Annotated in this window: 22 protein-coding genes; 19 read left to right on the top strand and 3 right to left on the bottom strand. The window is 51.8% G+C overall.

The window, feature by feature from the left end; all coding sequences use genetic code 11:
* The first annotated feature begins 252 nt into the window (after positions 1 to 252).
* The 8 genes from PGL01S_RS03935 (at position 253) to PGL01S_RS03905 (ending at position 8,942) form a co-directional block, all read left to right on the top strand.
* Positions 253 to 771, top strand: a complete 519-nt coding sequence (locus tag PGL01S_RS03935) for a CBO0543 family protein (protein WP_127491622.1) — start codon at positions 253 to 255, stop codon at positions 769 to 771.
* A 191-nt stretch (positions 772 to 962) separates the two neighbouring features.
* Entirely contained in the window at positions 963 to 2,258 is a 1,296-nt protein-coding gene (locus PGL01S_RS03930; protein ID WP_127491620.1) for a glycoside hydrolase family 125 protein, read from the top strand.
* A gap of 87 nt (positions 2,259 to 2,345) precedes the next feature.
* Positions 2,346 to 3,692: an ABC transporter substrate-binding protein gene (locus PGL01S_RS03925; protein WP_127491618.1), complete on the top strand. Its 1,347-nt coding sequence runs from the start codon at positions 2,346 to 2,348 to the stop codon at positions 3,690 to 3,692.
* A gap of 107 nt (positions 3,693 to 3,799) precedes the next feature.
* Positions 3,800 to 4,687: a carbohydrate ABC transporter permease gene (locus PGL01S_RS03920; protein WP_127491616.1), complete on the top strand. Its 888-nt coding sequence runs from the start codon at positions 3,800 to 3,802 to the stop codon at positions 4,685 to 4,687.
* A gap of 12 nt (positions 4,688 to 4,699) precedes the next feature.
* Positions 4,700 to 5,623, top strand: a complete 924-nt coding sequence (locus PGL01S_RS03915) for a carbohydrate ABC transporter permease (RefSeq protein WP_174806525.1) — start codon at positions 4,700 to 4,702, stop codon at positions 5,621 to 5,623.
* Positions 5,624 to 5,628: 5 nt separating this feature from the next.
* A complete protein-coding gene (locus tag PGL01S_RS31200) occupies positions 5,629 to 6,786 on the top strand; it encodes a glycoside hydrolase family 76 protein (protein WP_244935501.1) in 1,158 nt (385 codons plus the stop codon).
* A 27-nt stretch (positions 6,787 to 6,813) separates the two neighbouring features.
* A complete protein-coding gene (locus PGL01S_RS31195) occupies positions 6,814 to 7,878 on the top strand; it encodes a glycoside hydrolase family 76 protein (RefSeq protein ID WP_244935509.1) in 1,065 nt (354 codons plus the stop codon).
* Positions 7,878 to 8,942 (top strand): glycoside hydrolase family 76 protein, encoded by a 1,065-nt coding sequence (locus tag PGL01S_RS03905; RefSeq protein WP_244935500.1) that lies wholly within the window; start codon positions 7,878 to 7,880, stop codon positions 8,940 to 8,942. The genes PGL01S_RS31195 and PGL01S_RS03905 overlap by 1 nt, the downstream gene beginning before the upstream one ends.
* Here PGL01S_RS03905 and PGL01S_RS03900 read toward each other — a convergent pair.
* Positions 8,935 to 9,810, bottom strand: coding sequence for a helix-turn-helix transcriptional regulator (locus PGL01S_RS03900; RefSeq protein WP_127491614.1), 876 nt, complete (start codon positions 9,808 to 9,810; stop codon positions 8,935 to 8,937). The genes PGL01S_RS03905 and PGL01S_RS03900 overlap by 8 nt on opposite strands.
* Positions 9,811 to 9,988: 178 nt before the next feature.
* Between PGL01S_RS03900 and PGL01S_RS03895 the strand changes: the two genes are divergently transcribed.
* The 3 genes from PGL01S_RS03895 (at position 9,989) to PGL01S_RS30740 (ending at position 13,430) form a co-directional block, all read left to right on the top strand.
* Positions 9,989 to 11,866, top strand: coding sequence for a beta-L-arabinofuranosidase domain-containing protein (locus PGL01S_RS03895; RefSeq protein ID WP_174806524.1), 1,878 nt, complete (start codon positions 9,989 to 9,991; stop codon positions 11,864 to 11,866).
* A gap of 31 nt (positions 11,867 to 11,897) precedes the next feature.
* A complete protein-coding gene (locus PGL01S_RS03890) occupies positions 11,898 to 12,896 on the top strand; it encodes an aldose 1-epimerase (RefSeq protein WP_127491610.1) in 999 nt (332 codons plus the stop codon).
* A gap of 381 nt (positions 12,897 to 13,277) precedes the next feature.
* Positions 13,278 to 13,430, top strand: a complete 153-nt coding sequence (locus PGL01S_RS30740; RefSeq protein WP_164775372.1) for a hypothetical protein — start codon at positions 13,278 to 13,280, stop codon at positions 13,428 to 13,430.
* Positions 13,431 to 13,801: 371 nt separating this feature from the next.
* Here the strand turns inward: PGL01S_RS30740 and PGL01S_RS03880 are convergent, their stop codons facing one another.
* Positions 13,802 to 14,236, bottom strand: coding sequence for a GNAT family N-acetyltransferase (locus PGL01S_RS03880; protein ID WP_127491608.1), 435 nt, complete (start codon positions 14,234 to 14,236; stop codon positions 13,802 to 13,804).
* A 131-nt stretch (positions 14,237 to 14,367) separates the two neighbouring features.
* Here PGL01S_RS03880 and PGL01S_RS03875 point away from each other — a divergent pair, with 131 nt between their 5' ends.
* Positions 14,368 to 14,820 carry a MarR family winged helix-turn-helix transcriptional regulator gene (locus PGL01S_RS03875; protein ID WP_127491606.1) on the top strand — a complete coding sequence of 151 codons (453 nt, stop codon included), beginning with the start codon at positions 14,368 to 14,370 and terminating at the stop codon, positions 14,818 to 14,820.
* A gap of 13 nt (positions 14,821 to 14,833) precedes the next feature.
* Here the strand turns inward: PGL01S_RS03875 and PGL01S_RS03870 are convergent, their stop codons facing one another.
* On the bottom strand, positions 14,834 to 15,157 hold the full coding sequence (locus PGL01S_RS03870; protein WP_127491604.1) for an antibiotic biosynthesis monooxygenase family protein: 324 nt from the start codon (positions 15,155 to 15,157) through the stop codon (positions 14,834 to 14,836).
* A gap of 112 nt (positions 15,158 to 15,269) precedes the next feature.
* Here PGL01S_RS03870 and PGL01S_RS03865 point away from each other — a divergent pair, with 112 nt between their 5' ends.
* The 7 genes from PGL01S_RS03865 to PGL01S_RS03835 all read left to right on the top strand — a co-directional run bounded on the left by PGL01S_RS03865 (position 15,270) and on the right by PGL01S_RS03835 (position 24,971).
* The gene (locus tag PGL01S_RS03865) at positions 15,270 to 16,142 is read left to right on the top strand and encodes a LysR family transcriptional regulator (RefSeq protein ID WP_127491602.1); all 873 of its coding nucleotides are present in this window, start codon (positions 15,270 to 15,272) and stop codon (positions 16,140 to 16,142) included.
* A gap of 132 nt (positions 16,143 to 16,274) precedes the next feature.
* Complete coding sequence (locus tag PGL01S_RS03860) at positions 16,275 to 17,198, top strand: ArsR/SmtB family transcription factor (RefSeq protein ID WP_127491600.1); 924 nt, start codon at positions 16,275 to 16,277, stop codon at positions 17,196 to 17,198.
* A 282-nt stretch (positions 17,199 to 17,480) separates the two neighbouring features.
* Positions 17,481 to 18,890, top strand: coding sequence for an ABC transporter substrate-binding protein (locus PGL01S_RS03855; protein WP_127491598.1), 1,410 nt, complete (start codon positions 17,481 to 17,483; stop codon positions 18,888 to 18,890).
* A 93-nt stretch (positions 18,891 to 18,983) separates the two neighbouring features.
* Positions 18,984 to 19,877 (top strand): carbohydrate ABC transporter permease, encoded by an 894-nt coding sequence (locus PGL01S_RS03850; RefSeq protein ID WP_127491596.1) that lies wholly within the window; start codon positions 18,984 to 18,986, stop codon positions 19,875 to 19,877.
* Positions 19,878 to 19,891: 14 nt separating this feature from the next.
* The gene (locus PGL01S_RS03845) at positions 19,892 to 20,731 is read left to right on the top strand and encodes a carbohydrate ABC transporter permease (RefSeq protein WP_127491594.1); all 840 of its coding nucleotides are present in this window, start codon (positions 19,892 to 19,894) and stop codon (positions 20,729 to 20,731) included.
* Between the two features lie 4 nt (positions 20,732 to 20,735).
* On the top strand, positions 20,736 to 23,171 hold the full coding sequence (locus PGL01S_RS03840) for a glycoside hydrolase family 43 protein (RefSeq protein WP_127491593.1): 2,436 nt from the start codon (positions 20,736 to 20,738) through the stop codon (positions 23,169 to 23,171).
* A 42-nt stretch (positions 23,172 to 23,213) separates the two neighbouring features.
* On the top strand, positions 23,214 to 24,971 hold the full coding sequence (locus PGL01S_RS03835; RefSeq protein WP_127491591.1) for a glycoside hydrolase family 2 protein: 1,758 nt from the start codon (positions 23,214 to 23,216) through the stop codon (positions 24,969 to 24,971).
* The last annotated feature ends 10 nt before the right edge of the window (positions 24,972 to 24,981 follow it).

Genomic DNA, 24,981 nt, shown 5'->3' with positions numbered 1-24,981 from the left:
CACAAAAGCCTCCTTTGCGGAGGTTTTTTTATTTGCGCTTTTTCATGGCGGGCAAGGAATAACAAAATAAGGTTAGAGCACAATATTTTTGCAGGGAGAAATGGAGTAACGCGGATAAAGTCATTCTGCTTATCCCGAAAGCCTGCCGGCAATCCCTTCAGTTTGGTCTCTATTTATTGGCTCACTACTTTAGTCGCCGACAAAAATTCCAAGAGCTGATCTGAGCTCGACCTATAAAGAGGGGCAATCGATGTGCATTTGATCCTAGGGGTTATTACCGTGCTCGCGGCATGGAGGTACGGGGATTGGCGGCATTGGCAAAGATATCATCACACCATGATGTTTATTGTCATTGGCAACCTGCTCTATAATTTTTTGACGGCCGGCCACTTCCTCTGGAAGCTGAAGCCGGACTTTTTTCCTAACCACAGCTTGACCGAAATGGTATACACCTTTGTCATTTTCCCTGCTACGGCGTTAATGTTTATCTCGAATTACCCTGACCGGTATAGCAAAATCATCGGCCACTACCTGAGATACATCGGGGTATACGTAGGAGTGGAATGGTTCTTTATGCTGACGGACCGGATCATTTACCAGTACGGTTGGAATCTAAGCTGGTCTATCTTTTTTGACTTCACCATGTTCCCTTTGCTGTGGATCTTCCACAGGAGACCGCTCGTTGCTTACGGCATTATGTTTGCGCTATGCATGTTTATTTCAAGATCCCGGTTAACGTTCCCGTTGAACAAAGAAATTGATCGGAAATAAATGCGTAGGAAGAGCCTCCGTTCTGGAGGCTCTTTTTTTGCGTCCGAAGTCCCGGTAGATTAGTATAAAGGTTGGTATAACCTTTCAAAAAAATATATATTGACATACCATATACATGCCAATATAATAGCAATATCAAATGAAAGCGTTTTATAAAAAGCGTTCAAAGGAAACAAGGAGGCACGAAACTGATGACGCAATCGACAGAAATTCCCGCATCCTTAACGCGACTAGTGGAGCGTATCAAGGAAAAAACAGCGGATCATCCGAATTGGTCGGCGATATTCGAGAAGGCCATTCACAATACGCTGCAAACGACGATTCAGCGCCTGCCGGACTTCACGACATTTGTTATAACAGGTGATATACCAGCTATGTGGCTTCGCGATTCCGCCGCGCAGCTTCGCCCGTTCCTGGTGCTTGCGTCCGAGGATGCCGAGCTGGCTGATCTGATTGAAGGTCTTGTCCGGAGGCAAATGGATTCGATCCTGCTTGATCCTTACGCGAATGCCTTTAATAACGGGCCAACCGGCAAAGGACATCAGGATGATCTGACGGATATGGGACCATCCATCTGGGAGCGCAAATACGAAATCGATTCGCTTTGCTACCCGCTGCAGCTCAGCTATCTGCTCTGGAAGAATACCGGCAGAACCTCGCAATTTGGAACCGCCTTCCGTCAAGCCGCGGATGCGATTCTGAATCTCTGGACAACGGAGCAGCAGCATGAGAGCGCATCGCCTTACCGGTTCCAGCGCTTTAATTGCGCGTCAACGGATACGCTGCTGCGCGAAGGCAAAGGCACGGAGACCGCATATACGGGCATGACATGGAGCGGCTTCCGTCCTAGCGATGATGCTTGTACATACGGTTACTTGGTACCGGCTAACATGTTTGCGGTTGTCGTCTTGGGCTATCTCAAGGAAATTGCGGAAGAAGTGCTTGGCGACGAGGAGCTTGCGGCAAGAGCGGCTAAGCTTGGCGGGGAGCTTCATCAAGGCATCCAGACCTACGCCATTACGGATCATCCGGAATTTGGAAAAATTTATGCCTATGAAACCGACGGATTAGGCCATTACAATTTTATGGATGACGCTAACGTACCGAGTCTTCTGTCGATTCCTTATCTCGGCTATACCTCGCAGGAGGATCCGATCTACCGCAATACGCGCGATTTTGTGCTAAGCAGCAGCAATCCTTATTACTTCGAAGGCGAAGCGGCAGCCGGAATCGGCAGTCCGCATACCCCGGACCGTTACATCTGGCACATTGCGCTGGCGATGCAGGGGTTGACTACGAATGACCGTTCCGAGAAGGAGAGATTGCTGAGCCTGATGGAAGCCACAACGGCTGGAACCGGATTTATGCACGAAGGGTTCCACGCGGATGATCCGTATCAGTTCAGCCGACCATGGTTCTCGTGGGCCAACATGATGTTCAGCGAGCTTCTGCTTGATTATTGCGGGATTCGAGTACAAACGAAATAAAAGCGGTTTCATAGGAGGCTTTGCTTAACGGAGGCTTCCTTCGAAATAAACAGTATAGTGGGTTACTAAAAAAGGGAGGCATGAAAAGTGAAAAAATGGATCACGATGATCGCCTTGGTCACGGTAGTAGCAACGGCAGCCGGCTGCGCAAAAACAACGACAAGCAGCAATGGCAACAGCACGGAAAGCAGCAATGCGAGTGCAAGCAACGATGGGCAAACGGATAACGCTTCAAGCAATTCCGGCGACGGCAAAGCCGTAGAGCTGACGTTCTGGGGCGACTGGGCCGGTGACGGACAGAAGCAATTCCAGACGATGGTTGACGCTTTCAACAAATCGCAGGACAAAATTCATGTCAAGTATGTGCTTCAGCAGGATCTGATTACGAAGTTCCTGACGGCTGCCACATCCGGCGGCGCACCTGACGTGCTGCTGTGGGACAGATGGCGGACGCCGCTGTACGCGCCGAAAAACGTGCTTCACCCAATCGATGATTTCATGGCGAAAGACGGCTTGAACAAGGATGATTTCTACGGCGAAGCGCTGAAGGAATTGTCCAATAGCGACAAGCTGTACGGCCTTCCTTTAACCGTTGATGCCCGCGCGCTTTTCTATAACAAAAAACTTTTGGCCGACGCAGGCGTAACGCAGCCTCCTACAACTTGGGATGAGCTCGAGCAGGCTGCCATCAAGACAACCAAATGGAACGGAAGCAAGCTTGAAGTAGCAGGCTTCTCGCTTGCCGATAACGGACTCTTTAATATGTATCTTCAACAAGCAGGCGGCTCGATGCTGACCGACGACGGCAAGAAAACGAACTTCAACAACGAAAAAGGCCTGTCCGTGCTAGAGTTCTGGGACCGCATGCTGAACCAGGACAAAGTGTATAAGGTTGGCTTCGAGCAAGGTCTTGGCGAAGGAACCGACGCTTTCGCAACCGGCAAGGTTGCAATGACTTACAACGGTCCATGGATGCTAAGCACGTATAAGAAATACGGCAAGGATCTGGACTTCGGGGTTGTGCCTCCTCCGGCTGGACCTAACGGAGACAAAGGCGGCGTGATGGGCGGCTTTGGCCTCGTTATTCCGGAAGCCTCGAAAAATCAGGAAGCGGCATGGGAGTTCATCAAGTGGTGGACGGCGAATAAAGACAACGCGCTTCTGTGGGCAAAAACAAGCTTGAACATTCCTGGCTACAAGCCGGCGCTTGACGATCCGTTCTTCAAGGAAGATCCGCTCTGGCAGCCATTCCTCGATACGCTCGAATTCGCGAAGACTCGTCCGGCTCACCCTGGCTACTCCGTCATGGAGACCGAAGCGCTTATTCCGAACCTGCAGCTGTACCAGCAGAAGAAGCAAAACGCGGAGGATACGCTTAAGAAAGCGCAGCAGCGGGGAGACCAGCAGCTCGCGGACAACGAAGACGTGAAATAATTGAAGGTCTCCCGGTGGTGCGGACCGGATGGTAAAGGGAGGGAGACCTCCCTTTATCTATTCCGGCCGGCCTTACGGGATTCACTACGAAGGAGGGAGGAGTGCTGATGTCTTCAATGGGCAAGCTGAATCAGCATCAGGCCCGCATGGCCTACTTATTTATTACCCCAACGATGCTGCTGTTTTTCGCTTTTACCATTATTCCTGTCGTCATGGCGCTCTACTTAAGCTTTACGAACTACGATGTGGTCAGCCGGATGGAATTCGTTAAGCTCGACAATTACAAGAAGCTGCTTGAGGATGATCTGTTCTGGACGACGTTCAAGAACGTATTCTTCTATTCCGTTATTTTCGTGCCGCTGAACATCATCATTTCCTTATTGCTTGCCATGCTTCTGAACTTCAAGCGGTTCGGCGTCAAGCTATTCCGTACGCTCAATTATCTTCCGACCTTAACCTCCGCCGTTGCGGCGTCCACCGTCTGGATCTGGCTGCTCCACCCGGAGTTCGGCCTGGTGAACAACCTGCTCAGCTACGCGGGCATTACCGGTCCGGCTTGGCTCGCTCAGACCGAGACGGCGATGTTCTCCATTATTATGGTGACGTTATGGCAGTCGGTCGGCTCCAATATGATCATTTATATCGCCGGCCTGCAAGGCGTGCCGGATTACTTGTACGAATCCGCCAAGCTGGACGGAGCAACCGCATTTGCGCGGTTCCGTTATATTACTTGGCCGCAGCTTCGCCCAACGACGTTCCTTGTCAGCACGATGGCGATTATCGGGGCGCTGCAGCTGTTCGACCAGGCCTTTGTCTTGACGCAAGGCGGTCCGGGCAACGTGACCAAGACGCCGGTATATCTCATTTATAACCAGGGCTTCAACCAGCTCAAGATGGGTTACGCGTCTGCCCAAGCGTTTGTGCTGGCCGTGGCGATTCTGATCTTTTCTTTCATTAACATGCGCATTAATAAATCCGAAGAACCGATTGTGTAAGGAGGCACGCAAATGGCACAGCCTATTGTCAAATCCATTGCAGTACGCGCACCCAAGCCGCCTTCTTATACTCTCAAAAGAGTTCTGGTCGGCGTCCTGTTCTACGCGGTTGCGATAGCTATAGCGGCAGCAATGTTCTTGCCGTTTTTCTGGAGTCTGATTACTTCGTTTAAACCAAGCAACGAGATCTTCTCGGTGCCGATCAAGTGGATTCCGTCCAAGCTTACGTTAGAGCATTACCGGTCGGCGTTTACGACCGTACCGTTCGCGGGATATTTCGCAAACTCCTTTATCCTGGCCGCAGCGGGCGTATTATGCAACCTGTTCTTTGGGTCTATCAGCGGCTACGCCTTCGCCAAGCTGAACTTCAAGCTGAATAAACCGCTGTTCCGCATCCTGCTGGCGGCGATGATGATTCCGGGCATCGTGACAATGATTCCAAGCTTCTATGTATTGAAGCATTTCCCGCTGATTGGCGGAAATGACATCCTTGGTGCAGGAGGCAACGGCTTCCTGAATTCCTTCTGGGGAATTATTCTGCCGGGTGCGTCCGGATCATTCGCGGTCTTCTTCATGCGGCAGTTCTTCCTGACGCTGCCTTCCGACATGATGGAAATGGCGCGGATCGAAGGCGCCGGCGAGTTCCGCATCTTCTGGAATATTTATCTGCCGCTGACGAAGCCGGCGCTTGCAACCCTTTCGATCTTTACCTTCCAGGCGGGCTGGAACAGCTTCCTGTGGCCGATGATCATCTTGAATGACCCGGCAAAAGCAACGATACAGATGGGACTGCAGGCGTTCTCGTTCAACCATCAGACCGATTTCGGCCCTATGATGGCCGGTGCGCTGATCGCGATTCTGCCCATTCTCGTCTTGTTCCTTCTGCTTCAGAAGTATTTCGTACAGGGCATTGCCTTTACGGGAACGAAAGGCTGATCGCATTGAATCGCAACAAACGATATTTGTGGCTGGCCGGCGCAACGGCAGTTATCCTCATAGCGTTGGTCTGGTCATTGGTCTGGAAGGATAAACCGGCAGCAACCCCCGTCATTTGGCAGGAGCGGGCGGAAGAAGCGCAGCTTGAACTGACCAAGTCGTTCTGGGACGACAAGCGCGGGCTCTACAACAATGCTGCACCGTGCATTGCTCAGCTATGCACCGATCCGTTTAATTATTGGTGGCTGGCGCATGCGGTGGATGCGCTGGTCGACGGCTACGAGCGCAGCGGCGATGAACGGTACGCGGAGCAAATCGCCAAGCTGTATCAAGGTCTGCTCGATCGCAACGCCGGCGTGATGATCAACGATTATTACGATGATATGGAATGGATGGCGTTAGCCTGGCTGAGAGCTTACGATGCCACCAAGGACGAGAAGTATAAGCAGGCAGCGCTTGAACTGTGGGAAGAGATTAAAGGCGGCTGGAACGGGGAGATGGGCGGCGGCATCGCTTGGCGCAAGGAGCAGACCGATTACAAGAATACGCCAGCGAATGCTCCTGCGGCTATTTTGGCGGCACGGCTGTACGGCCATTTCCATAACGGGGAAGATCTGGCCTGGGCGAAAAAGATTTACGATTGGCAAAAAGAGACGCTTGTGGATCCGGATACCGGTCTCGTATGGGACGGAATCAACCGGACGGGCGACGGCAATATCGACAAGGAATGGAGATTCACGTATGGCCAAGGCGTGTTTATCGGGTCCGGCGTTGAGCTGTTCCGGGCAACGGAGGATAAGGCTTATCTGGAGGATGCCCGCCGGACGGCGGCTCATCTGAAGGAGGCGTTCCTGTCTCCCGCAACCGGCATGCTTCCATCGGAAGGCGACGGCGACGGGGGCTTGTTCAAAGGCGTATTAATCCGCTATTTGGGAGAGCTGATTGCCGCTGATCCGGATGGGCCGGAGCGTAAAGAATGGATTGGCATGCTTGAGACCAACGCGAACAGCTTATGGCAATACGGCAAAGCGGAAGATAAAGCGGTATTCAGCAATTCATGGGCCGAAGCGCCGGATTCAATCGTGCAGTTAAGCACGGAACTAAGCGGAATAATGCTGCTCGAGCAGATGGCCGTATTGGAGAAAAACGGACAATTACAGTAGGCAGAGGATACGGGGAGAGTGAGAGCAATGGTGTGGGCGGCAAGAGCGGAAGAGGCGCAGCAGGCATTGGAGCAATTGTATTGGAATCCTTCCATTAACATGTACGATATCGAAATTCCGTGCCCGGACGGCGCTTGCAATACGATTTTTCATTACTGGTGGATGGCGCATGCCGTAGATGCATTGGCGGATGGACTGAACCGCACGGGAAGCGACTTCTACAGGGAGCGGCTGGATGCCTTCTATGAAGGCATATTGAGCCGCAACAACGGCGAATGGCCCAATGAGCTGTACGACGACATGGAATGGATGGCGATCGCTTGGCTGCGGGCTTATCAGGGGACAGGCGTAGAGAAATACAAAGGTGCGGCCCTTCTCTTGTGGGAGGATATCCAAACCGGCTGGAATGAGCATGCGGGCGGCGGAATCGCTTGGCAGAAGCCGCAGCTCGATTACAAGAATACCCCTGCCAACGCGCCTGCCGTTATTTTGGCGGCAAGATTGTATCAAGCGTTTGGCCGGGAAGAGGATCTGGCGTGGGCTCACAAAATCTACAATTGGCTGAAGGCAAGCCTTGTGGATCCGGAGACCGGCTTTGTCTGGGACGGCATGAACCGGACCGGCGACGGCTCGATTGATAAGGACTGGAAATTCACTTACTGCCAAGGCGTTTATATTGGCGCTGCGGTAGAGCTGTTCCGGATTACGGGCGACTCGGCTTATTTGCGGGATGCGGAGCGTACGGCGAAGGCAGCGGCTGACGAGCTGCTTCAGGGCGGTCTATGGCCGGATGAAGGCGATGGGGACGGCGGCTTGTTCAAGGGCATTCTGATCCGCTATCTGGGCGAGCTGGCTTCCGTATCGGAGGATCGGGCCGAGCTGTCGGCGCTGCTGGAGCAGCAGGGCCAGGCGCTCTGGACGCGTGGTGCCGATCCGGCGCGCAAGGTGTTCAGCACCTTCTGGAGCGTTCAGCCGGAAGAGCGCGTTACGCTTAGCACGCAGCTTAGCGGCATTATGCTGCTGGAGCAGCTGGCTGTGCTGGAGAAGCGCGGTCTGACAAGCACGGCATTATCCGAGGAGGTACAGTCCTGATGGCGATGGCAGCACAAGGAATTTGGGCAGAACGCGCGGCAATCGCGCAGGAGGATTTTCGCCGTCTGTTCTGGAATGAACAGCGCGGCGTAATGGATCAGGTGGTGCCATGCAACGGCACTTGCAATGATCACTGGATTTATTGGTGGCATGCGCATGTGGTAGACGTATTGGTAGACTCCCTGGGGCGCACAAAGTCGGAAGAGGATGAGGCTCTGCTGGAGCGGGCATTCCGCGGGGCAAAGAAATGGAACGGCGATACGCTGCTTCATAACTACTACGACGATATGGAATGGATGGCGCTTGCGCTGCTCAGAGCTTATAGTGCGACCGGGAAATCGTTCTATAAGGAAGGCGCTCTTGAGCTGTGGGAAGATATCAAGACCGCGTGGAACGATCATATGGGCGGCGGCATGGCGTGGAAGAAGGATCAGCTGGACTACAAAAACACGCCAGCGAATGCTCCGGCCTCCATTCTGGCTGCGCGCATTTATCAGTTGAACCGCCGCGAAGAAGACTTGGAATGGGCGAAGCGGATCTACCAATTCAATAAGGAACGGCTTGTTGACCCGGAGACCGGCTTCGTCTGGGACGGCATGAACCGGCTGGGAGACGGCAAGATCGATTACGATTGGAAATATACGTATTGCCAAGGCGTCTTTATCGGAGCCGGCATTGAGCTGTACAACTGCACGGGGGATGAAAGATATCTCGTTGAAGCTCAGAGAACCGCAGGGGCGGCTGTCCAGGAGCTGGTCGATCCGGAGACGGGCATGCTGCCGCGCGAGGGGAATGACGACTGCGGCCTGTTCAAAGGCATTCTGATCCGTTATCTGGTTAATCTCATCCGTATTCAGCCCGATTTGTCGCTGCCATGGATCAATCTGATCCGGCATAACGCGGGCTCCTTGTGGGAGAGGGGACGTTCGGAAGCCGGCTTGTTCAGCTTATCCTGGGCAGGAGAGCCGGAGCCGGAAGTTCAACTGAGCGGCCAGCTGAGCGGCGTGATGCTTCTTGAGGCGATGGCGGAGCTGGAAAGAGACGGCTTCCTCGCGCCTAGGTAGCGGGCGGCTTGCTCTGACGGTACAGCATCCGGAACTGCTTAGGCGTCTTGCCGGTTCGCTTGTGGAAGCAGCGGACGAAATACGGGAAGGAACCAAAGCCGGTATCCTCCGCAATGGCGCCGACAGGATCGTTGGTGTGAATAAGCAGCCGTTTGGCTTGTTCGATCCGGTATTGGGTGACATAGTCAAGCGGCGTGCAGCCAAACGTTCTTTTCATGCACAAGGCGATATAGTTGGCGTGAAAATGCAGCTCCTCCGCCATCCGCTTATAGCTTAGCGGGTCGCGGTAATGCTTGCGCAAATAAAGAGCGGCATCCTCGGCCAGCTGCAGATGGGAGCTTTGCGTTGTCTTTTCCTTGCTGTCCTCCTGAAGCTTAAGGAGAATCGCGTGGAACAGCTGCTGCTCCTGCCAGCGGGAGTTTCCGGCCGGATTCTCATACAGGTGAAGAAGCTCGCGGAACAGCTCTTCTCCTCTTCCGAGGCTTTGTACCGGGCCGGAGCGCGGCAGATAGAAGGAGAAGTATTCGATAGGCGGATAAAGAGGCTCTTGCTCAGGCGGCAAGGGTTCTTTGTCGTAAGGCTCGGGATGCCACTGTCCGGTCGTCTGGAAATGCAGCCAGTAGAAGTGAGTCTCTTCCCTGCAAGGGATGACGGTATGATGGTCCAGGTCCGGGCGCAAAATGCCGAAAAAACCGGCCGGCAAGGTGAGCTCGTTCTCCCCTTCGGCCAGATACAGGCATCCTTCGGTTACGAAGAGGAGATCAAACACGCCGATGCTGCTGCGGTCGGGATGTTTTCTGCCCGGTTGGTACGTATCTTCCCCGATTTGAACGAAGTGGGGCATAGGCGGACATTCAAAATGAAACATTATCTGTCTCCTCCGATTGTACAGGAATGAATCCAGTATAAGTAAATGCGGGACATTCGTAAACATCCCTCCGAATCTATTAAGTTGTGATCGGACAAATAGTAGTTGCGATTGTCTATCCAGCCGGAGGTCCGTTCAATGGTATATTCGAGACAGACGAATGGGAGGGAGCTTAACCATGAAGAGTATCTTTGAGGCTTTGCCGCTCGGCAGCATACAAGCGGAAGGGTGGCTGTACAACCAGCTTCGGATTCAGGCAGACGGATTAACGGGACATCTGGAGGAGCATTGGCCGGACGTTGGCCCGGATAACGGATGGATTGGCGGCAACGGCGAAAGCTGGGAGCGTGGTCCGTATTATTTGGACGGATTGCTGCCGCTTGCGTATATTTTGAACGATGAGACATTGATCGCGAAGGCAAACCGCTGGGTGGAATGGGCGCTGAACAGCCAGCAGGAGAGCGGCATGTTTGGTCCTGCGCGAATCGAGACGGTCAATAATGACGTAAGCAAGGAGCAGGATTGGTGGCATTACATGATCATGCTCAAGGTCTTTACGCAATACGAGGAAGCGACCGGCGATGCGCGGGTTATTCCGTTCCTGACGAGATTCGCGGATTACGTAGCCGGGCAGATTGAGGAGCAGCCGCTGCAGGGATGGGCCAAAGCGCGCGGCGCGGAGCTGCTTCTCTGCCTCATCTGGCTGTATAAGCGCACCGGCAAGGAAGAACTGCTGAAGCTGGCTTCCATCGTGAAGGAGCAGACAACGGACTGGACCGATATCTTTTACGATTTTCCGTTCTGGCGGAAGGTCGAGCAGTGGGATTGGAGAACGCATGTCGTTAATGTGGCGATGGGACTCAAGACGCCGGGCGTGCTCTACGAGCTGACCGAGGACAGCCATGAGCTGGAGGCGGTGTACCGCGGAATCGAAAGCCTGATGACTTATCATGGACAGGCGCATGGCATGTTCTCCGGCGACGAATGGCTGTCTGGCACGCATCCAAGCCAAGGCGTGGAATTATGCGCGGTAGTGGAATACATGTTCACGCTGGAGCAGTTGACACGGATTTTCGGAGACGGCAAATTTGCCGACGTATTGGAAAAGGTAGCCTTTAACGCTTTGCCTGCCGCCATTTCGGCGGATTGGACCTCCCATCAATACGATCAGCAGGTGAATCAGATTATTTGCAACGTGGCCCCACGTGCATGGAGCAACGGTCCATATGCCAACGTCTTTGGCCTGGAGCCGAATTTCGGGTGCTGTACGGCCAACATGCACCAGGGCTGGCCTAAGCTGGTTTCCCATTTGTGGATGAAAGACCATGAGGGCGGGTTAGCTGCCGTTTCCTATGCTCCTTGTCTTGTTCGTACGAAGGTCGCGGGCGGCGTGCAAGCCGAGCTTCGGGTATCCGGGGAGTATCCGTTCCGGGAGCGGGTAAAAGTAGAGCTTCAGCTGGAGCGTTCGGCCAGCTTTGCGGTACGGCTGCGTATTCCGGGCTGGTGCGAATCGCCGGTCATTACGGTAAACGGAACCGCTGCAGCGCTTGAGATCGAGCAAGGTTATGCGGCCATTCACCGCGAATGGCAGACCGGGGACCGCATTGAGCTGTTGCTTCCGATGGAGCCGAAGACCGTCTCCCGCAATTTGTATGCCGTAAGCGTGGAACGCGGACCTCTTGTTTATGCCCTTCCCGTGGAAGAGAACTGGCAGCTGCTGCGGAAGCGCGAACGGTTCCATGATTATGAGGTGTACCCGGCTTCCCCGTGGAAATACGGCTTGCTGGCGGATACCACGTTCAAGGCGGTTGCAAGCAGCGAGGAAATTCCATACCAGCCGTTCCTGGCCGTAGAGTCTCCCGTTAAGCTCGCCGTATTGGGCCAGCTGGTGCCGGATTGGAAAATGGAGGGCAATAATGCAGGAACTCCGCCAATCGCACCGAATACAGATGATCAGCCGGTCACCGAGCTTGTGCTTGTTCCGTATGGCGGAGCAAAGCTTCGGATCGGGGAATTCCCGTTAATCGGCGAACGAAAGACATCAAGAACACGATAATACGGAAACTAACAGACGAGGTGTAAGAAGAATGACGGTAAATCAAGCAAACGAAGGATTATTCCACGGCGAACGCGCGATTTGGCTGCGTTTTGGACCGTACGAGGCTGCACTTCTTCCTGAGATTGGCGGCAACCTGATTGCTTTTCGGGATGTAGAGAAGGAATACCGCTTCCTGCATGAACCAACGCCCGAGGAGATGGAGAGCTTCAAGGCAAGGCCGATGATCCACGGCATCCCCGTGCTGTTCCCGCCGAACCGCTATGAGGACGGCAAATTCCCTTGGAAGGGGAAAGTTCATCAATTCGAGGTCAATGAACCGGCAACGGGCAACCATCTTCATGGCTTCCTTTATCAGACGCCATGGCAGGTTGAAGACTTCGGCGTTAACAAAACGGAAAGCTACGTAGTTGTATCGGTTCAGGTGAATGAGAGCCATCCTTCTTATGCCAGCTTCCCGTTTAACTATACGATTCGTCTCCGTTACTCGTTAAGCGAGAACGGCCTGCTGCAGCAAGTGACGGTCCGCAATGACGGCGAAGAGGCAATGCCTTGCCTGCTCGCTTTCCATACTTCGGTGAACGCACCGTTTGTGCCGGGCGGAGAGGCTAAGGATTACCGCATCCATATGACGCTTGGCGAGCGTTGGGAGCTGAACGAGCGGATGCTGCCGACGAAGCAGTACCAGCCTCTGAAGGAAGAAGAGCAGCTTATGCGCGACAGCGGCGTATATCCGTTCTTCGAAGCGATGGATAACCACTATACGGCTCGCCCGCAGAACGGACGCAACCGGATGGAGCTGAGCGATACAAAAGCGGGCGTTAAGCTTGTCTATGATGTAGGCACCTCCTACAAGCAGTGGATGATCTGGAATAACAACGCGACGGAGGGCTTCTTCTGCCCAGAGCCGCAGGTCAATCTGGTGAACGCGCCAAATGTGGATCTGCCAGCGGATGAGATTGGCCTTCTAAGCCTGGCTGCTGGGGAAATCTTTGAGGAATCCAGCCGGCTTTATGTTGTAAAAGGCTAATAGCGCGTGGAGCTGCCCCTCGTCATCTTCGGATGATGAGGGGCAGCTTTTTGCCTATCGCCAAATCGCCAAATCGCCAAATCGCCAAATCGCCTGACTGCTAACGAAACTACGTAACGCTATTCGCTTCAAAACGAGGACTTTGTAATTGTAACGAAACTACATATCGTTATTGACGGTGTATTGGTGCAATTTGACCGTCAATGTGCCAAATAGCGATATACAGTTTCGTTAAAACTGGCGAGAGGTTGTTTTCCGCGTTCTAAGGCTCTGTAGTTTCGTTAACGGGGGGAACGCAACTTCGGCGAGCTTCATGCGTTAGAATTCATGGGAATAGGATAATATTTACAACAATCCGCGATCGAAAGTTGAGGGGACGTTATGGGAATCTTTTTTATCATTGCGTTTGTCATTATGCTGCTGGCCGTGCTCAATATAGACGGGAAAATAAAGAAGCATTTGGAGAATCAGAAGCTTATAATCGAGAAGCTTGATCTTCTGCTCCATTCCCAAACCAATAAAGACTCCGAATAAAAGGGAGCGCATATTTCGGTATGAAAATAATGTGGTGCTGGAGATGCAAACAAGAAGTTCCGATGCTTGATGAAAAGAATACCGTCGCATCCATAAAATCTATAAAAAATGTTTTGACCGTGTGCAAAAATATAGAATGTCGAGAAGCAGTGTTCGGATAGACAGTCCTATTAACGAATCCTTTAAGCTCCTGGTAAGAGAATACGAGAAAATGACCGGTTATAAAGATATGCATCACAATGCCATCATGCACCATAGAATCTCCATGTACGGGGAACCCTGCCCCAAATGCGGTAAGCCATTGCGCACGCCGCAAGCAAAAATATGCGCTGCATGCGGCGAAAAGGTTCATCCCGCGCGATGACCTGATTTCATTTGATAGACTTGGTCATGAGAACATGAGGGATGCCATCCTCCATGAATTCAGCCGATGCTCCCTCATAGCCAAGCTTTTCATAGAATCCTTTCGCATGCGTTTGTCCGTGCAGCTTAACTTTAGGAAGCCCCTTCTCGAGCGCGATTTCCTCCAATGCGGCGATGATTTGCCGGCCAATCCCGAATTTACGGTAAGGCTCTAATAGGCAAATACGCTCTAGCTTGCCCATTCCTTCGACCGTGCGGATCCTTCCCGTACCAACCGCTTCCCCATCATAATAGGCCAGAATATGCTCGCATTTTCCGTCCAACCGATCAAATTCGTCAAATTCATCGGCAAGAGGTACTCCTTGTTCTTCAACAAACACTTTCTTTCTGATCGAAAATGCGCTCTCGAGCTCCTCGGGCGTTGCAATTTTTGTTGGGTTCATACGTTCCCCAGCCTTTCCGGATTTATTTTTATGGCGATTATCGTCATAATGAATAACAGCGATACATGCAGTATATATAAAATTATTATTGCTGTAAATGCAACAAAATTTAACGGCTGGCAGGTGACAACATGAGGGAGATACTTCGTGAGGTTGGCATGATCGCGAGGGCATTAGATTCCATAAGCAATATCGAGTTCAAGGAGCTTGAGCTTACCAAAGGACAATACCTGTATCTGGTTCGCATCTTTGAGCATCCGGGAATTATTCAGGAGAAGCTGGCGGAAATGATAAAGGTAGACCGGACGACGGCTGCGCGTGCGATCCAGAAGCTTGAGATTCAAGGCTTTATCGAGAAGAAAGACGATGAATCAAACAAGAAGATCAAAAGGCTGTTTACAACGGAGAAAGGCAAGTTGGCTTATCCTTTTTTGAAGCGGGAAGGGGATCATTCGAATTCTGTGGCACTGGCGGGAATAACGGAAGAGGAAGCGGAAACGCTTTTCCAATTGCTGCAAAGGGTTAGGAAAAATATTGAGGTCGAGTGGGACTCCGTGAAAAAGGGGAATAAAAGAGACTACTAAGAGAAGGCAGCCGTCATGAATGACCGGCTGCCGGGTAGGAATAGGCCCGTTCAACTTTACAGATTTTAACGTTGTAGATCTCATACCAAGCCTGCTTGCCTTTCTCCTGGGCAACCTGGTGCAGCCCGTTCTGCCTCCAGTTTTGAATCGCCTCCAGGCTTTCCCAATAGGAAATCGTAATGCCCGCTCCCGAGGCATCCCTCACGCTCTCCACGGACAGGAATCCAGGCTGCTTTGCGGCAAGCTCCTCCATTTTGTCGGACATAGCGCCGTATCCATGATCCCCGTCCGTCCGTTGACTCGAAAAAATAACCGCATAACAAGTGTCCATTACCATGTTTATCAGGCTCCTTTCTGCGTTAATTAGACTATACTATTGATTGTAAGATAAATAAAATGAATGATAATAATGCTAAACATGAAAGAGTTTCATTTAAGGCGGGGCAACGATGAATATAGAAAAGTACCGGATTTTTAGCAAGGTCGTTGAGGTGGGAAGTTTAACAAAGGCGGGGGAGCTCTTGAATCTGACGCAATCGGCGATCAGTCACGCGGTTTCCAGCTTGGAGAACGAGCTTGGCTTAAGTCTGCTTATAAGAAACAGGGCGGGAATTCAGCTTACGAACAACGGTGAACGTCTGATCCATCCGATCAGAGAAATTCTTCGCGCGAATGATATTTTGAACCAAGAGGTAGCCGCTATAAAAGGAATCGAGATCGGAATGGTTAAGATCGCGACCTTCACTAGCGTTTCAATACAATGGCTGCCGCAAATCATGAAGCAATTTCAGAATCTGTATCCTCAAATCGAAGTGAAGCTGCTGGACGGCAACTATCATGAGATCGAGGAGTGGATCGCGAATGGATCGGCCGATTTTGGCTTTGTTAATCTCCCAGCCCGCAAAGCATTTGATGTAGTACCGCTTCATCAGGATAGGATGATGTGCGTAATGAATGCCGGGCATCCTTTCAGTCATCGGAAGGCTGTCAGCTTGGAGCTGATTATGGAGGAGCCTTTTATTATGCCGGTTGCAGGCTGCGACACGGATGTACAACGAATCTTTTCGCAGAACAAATGCAAGCCGCAAATTAAATACGAGTTGGAGGATGACCATGCCATCATTGCAATGGTGCAAAGCAATCTTGGGATCAGCATTCTTCCCGAAATGATATTGACGCATCTTCCGGACAACGTCTGCTGCCGTCCGCTGGAAAGCGAGCATTTCCGCCATATTGGCCTTGCCGCAAGGTCTTTTAAGAATGTCTCCCCGGCAGCAAGAAAGTTGATGGAATGGATTAGAACTTGGATGGCGTCCCGATAGACTTATAGTTACACAAAATCTGAAACAAAAACAAAATTATATTTTGTTACAAATAAACTAGACAAAAATTTCAAATGGCGCTAATCTGATTGTAAGAAACATAATCGATACAGAGGAAGAAGGGACTTTGCGTTGTTAGAATTAACGATAGACGAGCCCGATCGTCTCGTAAAGGTTGCGCATGCTCTTAGTACACATACCAGAATCGGCATCATAAAGCTGCTGCTTGCCAAGCCAAACCTGAATATTATTGAAATTGCGGAAGCGCTCGATATTCCAGTCTCCACGGCGGCTACCAATGTAAAGGTGCTCGAAGAGGCGGAGCTTATTCTGACCGAGCTTCAGCCTGCATCGCGCGGGGCCATGAAGGTGTGCAGCCGGAATTTCGACGATGTGCGCATGATCCTTAATCCGATTGCTTACTATCATAATACGAGCAAGGCGGTAGAAGTCGAAATGCCGATCGGCCATTTCATTAACTTCGACATCCAGCCAACCTGCGGGATGGCGAATACGACCGGCATGCTCTTTATTGAGGATGAACCGGAAAACTTCTATCATCCGGACAGCCGGACGGCCGAGATTATCTGGTTCCGCAAGGGCTGGATCGAATACCGGTTTCCAAAGAAGCTGCCGGCGGGCGCTAAGGTGAAGTCGCTCGAGTTCTCTCTTGAGCTATGCTCGGAAGCGCCGAACTATAATAACGATTGGCCTTCCGAAATTACGGTATGGGTAAATGATAGGGAGATAGGCTCCTGGATTTCGCCCGGCGATTTCGGCGACCACCGGGGCAAGCTCAATCCGCCTTGGTGGAATGACTCCAGCACCCAGCACGGACTGCTCAAAACCTGGGCGATCGAAGAAAGCCGCAGTACCATCGATAACGAGAAAAGCTCCTCGACAACGCTTCGGGATCTGCAGATGGACCAGAAGCCGTTTATTACATTCCGGATCGGACTCAAGCCGGATGCCAAGCATCAGGGCGGCATGAATTTGTTCGGCAAATCGTTTGGCGATTACGCGCAGGGAATAATTATGCGCATGCAATACGAATAGCGTCCAATTGTTCCAGATGTTTTGTTAGCAAAAAAGCATCTGGAACTTTTTTGTTGAATGATACAGTTTTATTGAAAGAAAGCGTTGACATTACGATATGGCGCATGTATATTTTGTTTATAAACAAATAAGTTGAAACAAAATAAAAAATATGTCGGTATGCACGAGCCTGTGGAAGGAATGCTAGCGGGGGTCGTTTGAACTGTACATAAGGGTCATGGCTTATTTGTTTTAAGCGCAGGGAATCATATCGTTCATTCATTATGAAGGGGGAAGTAACAGATGGCGAAATGGAGAAGCGGTAAAATTTGGATGGCTGCAATGCTTTGTCTCATTATCGTACTGGCAGGCTGCAGCTCCAATAACGGCGGTAGCAAGGAAAGCTCCAATAACGGCAAGAACAACAGCAACGCGGCAGCACAGGAATCTTCGAATACGGGAGCGGCGGCAGAAGGAACGGATGCCGGAGCCGACGCGAAATCGAGCATCGAATTTATGGGCTGGGGCGGAGACACGGAGAAAGCCGTCTTCCAAAAGCTGATTGATGCTTATATGAAGAAGTATCCGAACAAAAAGGTAAAATACACGGTTGTACCTCCAGGCGAGTATTACCAAAAGCTCGATACTCTGATCGCGGCTAAGAAAACACCGGATGTGTTCTACGCAGGCGGCGCGAACTTCAACAAGCTCGTAAGCAGCGGCGTGTTGATGAACCTTCAGAAGTTGCTGGACACAAGCAGTCTGGTTGATCAAAGCAACGTATGGCCTGCCGCTCTGGACCGCTACCGTTATGACGGTACAGCTTCCGGCAAAGGCGACATCTACGGTCTTCCGAAAGACGTTGGCCCTTGGGCGCTTGCTTACAACAAAGATCTGTTCGACAAAGCCGGTCTTCCTTATCCTAGCGCAAAAGCCGGCGAATACACGTGGGACGATATGATTGCCGACGCGAAGAAGCTGACGGTTGCTAATGAACGCGGCAAGATCGATACCTTTGGCGTTGCCGCATACTCCACCGAATCTGCCGTATGGGCAAACGGAGGAGACTGGACAGACGGCAATGGCAAGATCACGATTGATACTCCTGAGTTTGCGCAAGCCATGCAATTTGTAGCGGACCTTAGCCTTGTTAACAAAGTAAGTCCTTCCAAGGATGATGAAAAAGCGCAAAACGGTTATTCGCGTTTCGTAGCGGGTAAAGTAGCGATGTTCCCGATGGGCCCATGGGATCAACCGGGCTTCTGGGATCTGCCTTTCAACTGGGATATCGCGGCATGGCCAGCTAGCCCGAATACAGGCAAAACCGCAACATGGCTTGGATCGCTTGGCTTTGTCGTATCGGCTAAAACCGAGTTCCCTGATGACGCCTTCCGTCTTGCGGCATACCTCAGCCTTGACCAAGACTCGCAAAGACAAAACTATCAGCTTGGCCAAGCGGTTCCGAACCTGATGGATATGGCTAAAGGCGAATTTATGCAAATGGACAAAAAACCGGAGAGCCGCCAAGTATTCCTTGATATTATCTCCGATTACGGCCGTCCTCCAATTGAAAACAGCTCGAAAAACACAAAATGGCTGGATACGTTCTGGCAGGACGCAAGCGCGGTCTGGACCGGCAAGCAAAGCGCGGCCGACTTCGTGAAAGCGGAGCAGCCGAAGCTTCAAAAACTGTACGACGAAGGCAACAAGTAAGCAGGTTGAACTTGCTGGAGTACGCGGGGGAAAGGCAATCGCATGAAGCGATGTGTCTTTGCCCCTCTCATCTTCGGCCAGGGAGGATTATTAATGAAGAAAACAATTACCGGATACCGGCGCAAGGAAATTATCTGGTCCCTCATATTTGTCACGCCGCCCGTGCTTGGATTTCTGATCTTTGGGCTGGCGCCGCTCTTAACTTCGTTTGGTCTCAGCTTTATGACCTGGGATATGTTAACCCCTTCGAAAATTGTCGGCTTCGATAATTTTCATTATATGTTTAATGACGAGAAATTTTATAAGTCGCTATACAACACCTTCTTCCTGCTGCTCGGCATTCCGCTAGGCATGGTCATCTCGATGATTCTGGCTATTATGATGAACCGCAAGCTGGCAGGCATCTCGATTTTCCGGACGATTTATTACATTCCCGTCATCTCGCCGATTATTGCGGTATCCCTCTTATGGCAGTGGATGCTTAATTATGATTACGGCCTGGTTAACGAGTTTATTTGGAAAGTCTTCGGAACTCAAGGCCCGAATTGGCTGGGCGATCCGAATTGGGTAAAACCATCCTTCATTATTATGGGATTATGGGGCGGCGTAGGGGGTACGATGGTGTTGTATCTGGCCGGTCTCCAAGGCATTTCATCTTCCTATTACGAAGCAGCAGAAGTTGACGGGGCTACCCGTTGGCATCAATTCAGGCATATTACGCTTCCGCTTTTGTCGCCGATTCACTTCTATGTTGTCGTTATGGGCATTATCGGAACGTTCCAGTCCTTTAGCCAAATGTACATTCTGGCTGCAGACGGCGGACCGGAATACAGCGGCGCGACAATCGTGTACTACATTTTCCAAGAAGCGTTCAAATATTTCAACATGGGTTACGCAAGTTCGGTTGCCTGGGTGCTTGGCATCCTTATATTCATCATTACGTTGGTACAGTTCCGCTTGTCCAAGCGGTGGGTGTACCAGGATTAGGAGGCCTTTAAGCAATGGCTAATCAACGCCGTCTTATCAATACCTTAATATTCGTGCTGCTGCTTGCGGGATCCGTTATTATGCTGGGCCCGCTCGTATGGACAGTGTCGACTTCATTAAAAACGCAGCAGCATGTGTTCGACGTGCCTCCGCAATGGATTCCGGAACCGCTCACTTGGCTCAACTATAAGGATGTCTGGTCGAAGGCGCCCCTATTATACGGATTCATGAACAGCGCAATCGTTGTCGTGTGCGTGCTGACTGTCGGTTTGTTTGTGGCAGCAATGGCCGCTTACGCATTCTCCAAGTTCGAGTTTCCGTTCAAGGAATGGATCTTTATGGCGCTGCTTGGCACTATGATGATTCCTTATTCGGTTGTTATGATCCCGCAATATATCGGCTTCTCGGAGCTTGGGTGGGTGGATACGCTTGCGCCGCTTATCGTTCCGGGCCTGTTCGGCAATATCGTAACGATCTTCTTCTTCCGGCAGTTTATGCAGGGCTCTATACCGAATGATCTGATCGATGCGGCCAAAATCGACGGCTGCGGCTATTTCCGCACCTTTACGACCGTTGCGCTTCCGATTGCGAAGCCGGCGATTGCCGCGCAAGCAGCGCTTGGTTTTATGGGCATCTGGAATGATTTTATGGGTCCGCTCATTTACCTGCATACGCCAGAACGCCAAACGATTCAAGTGCTTATCGCAAGCATGCAGTCCAACTATATTTCCACCTCGAATTACCCGTCCCTGATGGCGGCGTCGATTGTTGCGCTTGTGCCGGTTGTTATCGTGTTCTTTATGGCGCAGCGTTACTTCATCGAATCGATGGCGATCAGCGGTATTAAGGGGTAAAGACATGAACGGATGGCAAATGAAACGGTCCTTGATCGGCATTGGCATCGCGGTCGTACTCGCAGCAGGCGGAGGGGGGATATGGTTGCTTACGCAAAAGCAGGATGAGCAGGGACAAGCAAGAGAGGCTATTACGATGGACCGGACCTATCAGAATCCGATGACGCTGGACCAGGAATGGGAGGATTACGGCATCGGCGATCCTTACGTGCTGCGCCACAACGGCAAATATTATTTGTACTGCAGCACGAAGGACTGGCGGGTCGGCATAAAAGCGTGGAGCTCCGACGATCTGGTGAATTGGAGCTACGAAGGGCTGGTAACGGAGGAGCCGGTAAGCGAAGGCGCTTATGCGCCGGAGGTGGTCTATTGGAACGGTTCCTTCTATATGTATACGTCTCCCGCGGGCAAAGGGCATTACGTGCTGCAAAGCGACAATCCCACGGGACCGTTCAAGGTAAAAACCGATAATCTCGGGCTTACGATTGACGGCTCCGTCTTTATCGACGATGACGCCAAATGGTATTTCACCCATGCGGAATCCGGCGGCATTATGGCCAGCAGCATGAGCGATCCTTATACGATCGAAGCAGGCGATAAGCTGAACACGTCATTGGGGCATTGGACGGAAGGCTCGATGATTATTAAGCGGGAAGGCAGATATTTTATTACGTATACCGGCAATCACGTATTCTCCAAGGGTTATCGCGTTAATTACGCGGTAGGGCATGAGTCGCCGACGGGCTTGTATACGATTCCCGAGAATAATCCGCTTATCATCTCGACGGACAAGGATTTTAACGGTCTTGGACATAGCGCAACGGTGCTTGGCCCGGACATGGATTCTTATTATATCGTCTATCACAATCTGGTCGGCAGCTCGGCCGAAGGACCTCCGGTAAGGAAGCTTAACATGGATCGTCTGACGTTTAACGGGGACAAAATGTCCGTGCTGGGGCCAACGCATGGCGCGCCGGTTCCGGCTCCCGCGCTTCCGGCATTCCGCGATCCGCTGGGCGGCAGTCCAAGCGCGGATAAATGGCAATCGGCCGAAATCTCCGGGGCGGATGCGGCCTGGGTGACTAAGATGCCAACCGGGGATCGGTTTACGGCAGAATACAACGTTGCGCTTGGCAGCGAGAGCGGTGAATTGGAGACGATCTTCTCTTATGCAAGCGCGGATAATTATCGCAGCATTCGGATCAATCCGGCAGACCATTCCATTTCGTTAAGGGATGCGGCGGAGGATAAAGAAATCCAGAAGGCCTCTTTGCCTGAGGGCATGGACTTCTCCAAGCTGCATACCGTTCGGGTGGAAGCGGACCAAAGCGGAACAAGAGCGTATTGGGATGGACTTCTGCTCATCGATAATGCGGGGCTCGCGGCAAAAGCCGGCCAAATCGGTTACGCCTGGACGGGAAGCCTGAAGCCGGAGCTGCAGTACACGGCATTCTCGAATGAAGCGGGCGGCAGCAGCGACAACAAAATGATCAAGCAGGTGCCCGGCACGATGGAAGCCGCACATGCCGCAGCGTCCGATAATAATGAAGTCACTATTCATCATGAAGGAACGCCTGACGGCAGCTATTCGGCCGAACTGACCGGCAAAGCCGCGGAGCTAGCTTTCCCGATATACGTCCGTTCGGACGGGGACTATATGCTGGCTGCGATGGTATCGGATGCTTCCGCGGGTTCTACGCTTGAGGTTGAAGCGGGCGGCGTAAAGCGGTCCGTAAAGCTTAAGCCGGAGCTGTTCGTTACCGAAGACGATTCTTCGGAATGGATGAAGGTTCCGCTAGGAACGTACTCGTTAAAGCAAGGCCTGCAGTGGCTGACGCTTTCCAAAGGAAAAGGAAATCCGGACATCCGGTTCATCGAAACAAGCGAGGCGGCAGCGCCTGAAGCAGAGCAGCAGGTTGCTTTTGACCCGGACTCAACCTTTGGGTATTGGCAGGAAGACGGCGGTACCGTAGGGCTGCAGCTGGCCGGCGATAATTCGATGATTTTCGGCGGGGATGCCCGCTGGACGGACATGGAGGTTGGCGTGGACGTCACACAGGCCGAAGCAGCCGAAGACGAGGCATCTATTCTGCTGCGGACAACGATGGAATCCTCGTTTCGCGATCAGGTTGCCGATTCTTTTATCGGATACGAGCTTACCTTCCGCAACGGCAGAATCATCCTGAAGAAAGTCAGCTACGAAGTGAATCAGGAGCTTACCTCCGGCGTGCTGGAGCTGGGGAACGGCAAAGCCCACCCGATCCGGATTAAGCTGAAGGGACCAAGCATAGAGGTATTCGACGGGGACAATGACGAGCCCGTTCTGTCCTGGACGGACCGGAATGCCTTCCTGCATGGAAGGATCGGACTTCGCGCAAGCTCTTCGGACTGGCAATTCAGCCATATCACGGTCAATACGAAATCATACATTCATCCATAATTAAACGCAGCACATAAGCGTTACAGGAAGCAGGGAACACGCATGACAACAAAAATGTATATCAAAAACTACCCCCGTCCGCAATTCGTCCGCGAGCAATGGGTCGATTTGAACGGCGAATGGAACTTTGCGTTTGATGATGCCAATACGGGCGAAGCGAATTTGCCTGCTGTATTCAGCAGCGATTTGAAGATTAACGTGCCTTTTACTTACGAAACGCCGGCCAGCGGCATTAACGACGAAAGCCATCATCCTTATGTCTGGTACAATCGTACGCTGGATATTCCGGCCGAAGCAGAGGGCTCGAAAGTGCTGCTGCATTTCCAGGCTGTCGACTATGTCGCGAAGGTATGGGTTAACGGTACTTACATCGGCTCCCATCAAGGCGGCTATGCGGCTTTTTCCTTCGACATTACGCCTTATATCGCCGTTGGCGGGGAGAACCAGCTGACCGTTAAGGTGGAGGACAGCATGGACGCAACGCAGCCGCGCGGCAAGCAGCGCTGGGTGAAGGATAATTTCGAATGCTTCTACGTGCAGACGACAGGGATCTGGCAATCGGTATGGATGGAGTTTGTCGCTCCCGTCCGCGTGGATGCCGTCAAGATTACGCCGGATATCGACAACCGCTCCGTTCGTTTCGAATATCAGGTAGAAGGAGATTACTCGGCTTCGGATATCCGCGTGGAGACCGTCATTAGCTTGAAGGGAAAGCAGGTGAAGCGGATGAGCCTGACGGTAGACCGTCCTTGGCTGCAGCTGGATGCCGACCTCGTTCACGAGGCGAACGGCCCATGGAAGCATAGCATGTGGTCGCCGCAGCATCCGAATCTGTATGACGTGGAGTTTATTTTGTACAAGGGCCATACCAAGCTGGACCACGTGTATTCGTACTTCGGCATGAGAAAAATCTCGATTGAAAAGGGCCGCATCCTGCTCAACAACGCGCCGCTCTATCAACGTCTTATTCTGGATCAAGGCTACTGGCCGGATAGTCATCTGACGCCTCCGTCGGAAGAAGCGCTGATTGAGGATATCGATCTTATTCTGGAGATGGGCTACAACGGCGTCCGCAAGCATATGAAGGTGGAGGATGCGCGCTTCCTGTACTGGTGCGACGTGAAAGGCCTGCTCGTCTGGTCGGAGATGGCCGCAACCTTCGAATTTAACGACAACGCCGTTCATAAGTTTACGAACGAATGGATGGAGGTTGTGCGCCAGCAATACAATCACCCGTCTATCATTACTTGGGTTCCTTTCAACGAATCTTGGGGCGTCATGAACATTAAGAAGGACAAGAAGCAGCAGAAGTTTACCGAAGCCATCTATCATTTGACCAAAAGCTTTGACCCCTACCGTCCGGTTATTACGAATGACGGCTGGGAGCATACCGTGTCTGATATTCTGACTCTTCACGACTACGTGGAGACGAAGGAAGAGTTCGAGAAGCGTTACAGCAACAAAGACGAAATTTTGAATAATGAAATCTCGTTTAACCATTGGAAGTATGCTTTTGCGGATGGTTACGAATATCAAGGGCAGCCGGTCATCGTCAGCGAATTTGGCGGCATCGCCTTCCAGACGGAAGCAGGCTGGGGTTACGGCAACCAGGTTGCGTCGGATGAGGCGTTCCTGAACCGCTTCCGCAATATCCATCAAGCGATCAAGGACAGAGATTATATCGTTGGCTACTGCTATACGCAAATTACGGACGTGCAGCAGGAAGTGAACGGAGTGCTTACGGCGGACCGCAAGCCAAAGCTGCCGATCGAGAAGATCCGCGAAGTAAATCTAATGTAACCATAAAAAA

It is taken from the genome of Paenibacillus glycanilyticus NBRC 16618 (assembly GCF_004000805.1).
Classification (GTDB): Bacteria; Bacillota; Bacilli; order Paenibacillales; family Paenibacillaceae; genus Pristimantibacillus; species Pristimantibacillus glycanilyticus.
Note: the sequence above shows the minus strand (reverse complement) of the source record. Positions and strands in the feature narration are given on the sequence as shown.

What these genes read in the sequence shown, in the direction of transcription:
- PGL01S_RS03930 (WP_127491620.1), top strand. Translation starts at nt 963, where the DNA reads ATGACGCAATCGACAGAAATTCCCGCATCCTTAACGCGACTAGTGGAG.
- PGL01S_RS03920 (WP_127491616.1), top strand. Translation starts at nt 3,800, where the DNA reads ATGTCTTCAATGGGCAAGCTGAATCAGCATCAGGCCCGCATGGCCTAC.
- PGL01S_RS03915 (WP_174806525.1), top strand. Translation starts at nt 4,700, where the DNA reads ATGGCACAGCCTATTGTCAAATCCATTGCAGTACGCGCACCCAAGCCG.
- PGL01S_RS31195 (WP_244935509.1), top strand. Translation starts at nt 6,814, where the DNA reads ATGGTGTGGGCGGCAAGAGCGGAAGAGGCGCAGCAGGCATTGGAGCAA.
- PGL01S_RS03905 (WP_244935500.1), top strand. Translation starts at nt 7,878, where the DNA reads ATGGCGATGGCAGCACAAGGAATTTGGGCAGAACGCGCGGCAATCGCG.
- PGL01S_RS03900 (WP_127491614.1), bottom strand. Translation starts at nt 9,810, where the DNA reads ATGTTTCATTTTGAATGTCCGCCTATGCCCCACTTCGTTCAAATCGGG.
- PGL01S_RS03895 (WP_174806524.1), top strand. Translation starts at nt 9,989, where the DNA reads ATGAAGAGTATCTTTGAGGCTTTGCCGCTCGGCAGCATACAAGCGGAA.
- PGL01S_RS03890 (WP_127491610.1), top strand. Translation starts at nt 11,898, where the DNA reads ATGACGGTAAATCAAGCAAACGAAGGATTATTCCACGGCGAACGCGCG.
- PGL01S_RS30740 (WP_164775372.1), top strand. Translation starts at nt 13,278, where the DNA reads ATGGGAATCTTTTTTATCATTGCGTTTGTCATTATGCTGCTGGCCGTG.
- PGL01S_RS03880 (WP_127491608.1), bottom strand. Translation starts at nt 14,236, where the DNA reads ATGAACCCAACAAAAATTGCAACGCCCGAGGAGCTCGAGAGCGCATTT.
- PGL01S_RS03875 (WP_127491606.1), top strand. Translation starts at nt 14,368, where the DNA reads ATGAGGGAGATACTTCGTGAGGTTGGCATGATCGCGAGGGCATTAGAT.
- PGL01S_RS03870 (WP_127491604.1), bottom strand. Translation starts at nt 15,157, where the DNA reads ATGGTAATGGACACTTGTTATGCGGTTATTTTTTCGAGTCAACGGACG.
- PGL01S_RS03865 (WP_127491602.1), top strand. Translation starts at nt 15,270, where the DNA reads ATGAATATAGAAAAGTACCGGATTTTTAGCAAGGTCGTTGAGGTGGGA.
- PGL01S_RS03855 (WP_127491598.1), top strand. Translation starts at nt 17,481, where the DNA reads ATGGCGAAATGGAGAAGCGGTAAAATTTGGATGGCTGCAATGCTTTGT.
- PGL01S_RS03850 (WP_127491596.1), top strand. Translation starts at nt 18,984, where the DNA reads ATGAAGAAAACAATTACCGGATACCGGCGCAAGGAAATTATCTGGTCC.
- PGL01S_RS03845 (WP_127491594.1), top strand. Translation starts at nt 19,892, where the DNA reads ATGGCTAATCAACGCCGTCTTATCAATACCTTAATATTCGTGCTGCTG.
- PGL01S_RS03840 (WP_127491593.1), top strand. Translation starts at nt 20,736, where the DNA reads ATGAACGGATGGCAAATGAAACGGTCCTTGATCGGCATTGGCATCGCG.
- PGL01S_RS03835 (WP_127491591.1), top strand. Translation starts at nt 23,214, where the DNA reads ATGACAACAAAAATGTATATCAAAAACTACCCCCGTCCGCAATTCGTC.